This window comes from Streptacidiphilus pinicola, assembly GCF_003258295.1.
Classification (GTDB): Bacteria; Actinomycetota; Actinomycetes; order Streptomycetales; family Streptomycetaceae; genus Streptacidiphilus; species Streptacidiphilus pinicola.
Map to the genome: position 1 here is coordinate 1 of NZ_QKYN01000257.1, position 2,168 is coordinate 2,168.

The following is a 2,168-nucleotide window of genomic DNA, read 5'->3' on the forward strand; positions in this document are numbered from 1 at the left end:
GGCGGCGGTCCCTACGGCCCCGGACCGTTCGACGGCGGACCCGTGCCCCCTCCCCCGCCGCCGATTCCGCCCCGGCGCAACAACCTGCTGCGCGCCTGCGGCATGTGGACCCTGCTCTGCTGCACCTGCCAGGCCTGCTGCCGCGACGAGTACGAGAGCCCGTGCACCGGCCACCGCAAGCGCGGCGCCTGCCGGGACTGCGACTGCGATTGCGACTGCTGCGACTGTTGCTGCTGCGACCAGAGCTGCTGCGAGGCCATCGAGTGCTGCGGCGCCCTGGACGGCTGCAGCTGCTGACCGTGCCCACGGGCGTGCTCGGCTGAGACCGGCCCGAACGTCGGGCCGGTCAGGCCGTCAGGTGGCGCCGCAGAAAGGCCACTTCGGCCTGGACGACCTGCTCGTGCGCCTCCTGGAACGGCGCGTAGTGCATCCCGGGCAGCCTCACCACCTCGGCACGCTGCACGCGCCCCGCCGCCGCGAGCGCGGGACCCGGAGGCGCGGACCGGTCGTCCTCGCACACCACGAAGAGCACGGGACACCGCACGCGCGCCGCATGCCGCCCCGGATCGACCAGCGCCTGCCGCAGCGCGGAACGCGCCGCGACGACCTGACGCCACTCCGGGTACGCGCCGTCCGGATCGAGCGGACTCGGCGTCAACCCGGCCTCCGGTGTCGTCAGCACCGCAACCTCACCACGGCGACCGCCCAGCGGCACGGCCCGCGACGGACGCCCGATCCACGAGCCCACCTCGTCCACCACACCGCGCCCGAGCAACCGCAGCATCGCCAGCGGGCTCTGCTGCCGTGCGGCGTTCAGGCCGCCGGAGGGGCCGCCGAGTCCGGGTGTCTGGGCCACGACCGCCGCCACGGCCGGCTCACCCGCCGCGACCTGGAGGACCTGCCCGCCCGTCGCCGAGAACCCCCAGATCCCGATCCTCCCGGCGTCGACACCCGGCAGGCCCGCCGCGAAAGCCAACGCCGCCTTCCAGTCGACCAGTTGGCCACCGGGCGTCACGACGGGGCAGGCCCCCTCGCCGCTCTCCCCCAGCCCGCGGAAGTCGAAGGCCAGGACATGGAGCCCCGCCTCCTGAAAGCGCGCAGCGAACCGGTCCGTCCCCGGCCCCTTCGGCACGGCGAACCCGCCTGCCATGACCACACACGCGCCGTTGCGCCCGGGGTAGTACCAGGCCGCGCACTCGGCGCCACCGCTGGGAAAGCGGACCTTCTCCCGCTGTACCGAAGTCTGCATGTTGACCTCCGAGCCCACCCGACCGGATTCGCCTACACCACCGAGTGAACCACATGGTTCACTTTGCGTCCATGCCGATCCGCCGACCGACCTATGCAGCGGTGCCAGCCGCTTCCTCGCGCTCCAGCGCGCGCAGCAGCGCCTCGAAGCCGGCCGCCACTCCCTCCTCGTCGCCACTGATCAGCCGCTCCAGCAGGAACCCGCGAAGCGTGGCCAGCACCATCTCGGCGACCCCGCGCTTCCGCCGCTCCGACCACTCCGGCGGGCACAGCCCGACCAGGATGGGGAGGTACTGCTCGGAGGCGTGACGCCCCAGGTCGCGGTGCCGCTCGGGGTCGTACATGGCCAGACCCATCGCCTGGTCGAGCACCCGGGCCAGGCCCGCCTCCTCCCCCACCAGCATCGGCCAGACAAGGCGGACGCGATCGGCGAGGGACGACTTCGGTGCGCCCTCCGCCACCGCAGCCATGGCGTTCTCGATCCGGCGCTCGCGCAGCTTGAACACCGCCTGGCGCAGCAGATCCTCCGCGCCGTCGAAGTGGTAGAGCAACACCTTGTGCGTGGTGCCGGCAGCGCGTGCGGCACGCCGCAACGAGAAGTCAACCAGCCCGTTCACGGCAAGGTCGTCGGTGACCCGCTCCAGCAACTCCCGCCGGCGAGCCTCGCCCCGAGGCGTCCCGGTGGACCGTCGATATCCCGCGTTCGTCTCCACCAGCGGAGCGTACAACGGCACAACGCAATGAAGGCCCCTGACCAGTGGTCAGGGGCCTTCATTTCAAAAGTTGTTCGGCGGCGTCCTACTCTCCCACAGGGTCCCCCCTGCAGTACCATCGGCGCTGTAAGGCTTAGCTTCCGGGTTCGGAATGTAACCGGGCGTTTCCCTCACGCTATGACCACCGAAACACGATGAGATCGTGCA

Annotated in this window: 2 protein-coding genes, 1 rRNA gene and 1 pseudogene; 1 reads left to right on the forward strand and 3 read right to left on the reverse strand. The window is 71.6% G+C overall.

The features are described from left to right. A pseudogene (locus tag DN069_RS38750) lies at positions 1–297 on the forward strand (hypothetical protein); the annotation flags it as partial. Between the two features lie 49 nt (positions 298–346). Here DN069_RS38750 and DN069_RS38755 read toward each other — a convergent pair. The 3 genes from DN069_RS38755 to rrf form a co-directional block, all read right to left on the reverse strand. Beyond that, the gene (locus DN069_RS38755) at positions 347–1,249 is read right to left on the reverse strand and encodes an alpha/beta hydrolase (protein WP_111507930.1); all 903 of its coding nucleotides are present in this window, start codon (positions 1,247–1,249) and stop codon (positions 347–349) included. A 91-nt stretch (positions 1,250–1,340) separates the two neighbouring features. Beyond that, entirely contained in the window at positions 1,341–1,961 is a 621-nt protein-coding gene (locus DN069_RS38760; RefSeq protein WP_243640338.1) for a TetR/AcrR family transcriptional regulator, read from the reverse strand. Positions 1,962–2,033: 72 nt separating this feature from the next. After that, a 5S ribosomal RNA gene (rrf, locus tag DN069_RS38765) occupies positions 2,034–2,150 on the reverse strand. Positions 2,151–2,168: the final 18 nt, after the last annotated feature.

Excerpts from the sequence above, each read along its gene's own strand:
- DN069_RS38755 (WP_111507930.1), bottom strand. The coding sequence starts at position 1,249 with ATGCAGACTTCGGTACAGCGGGAGAAGGTCCGCTTTCCCAGCGGTGGC.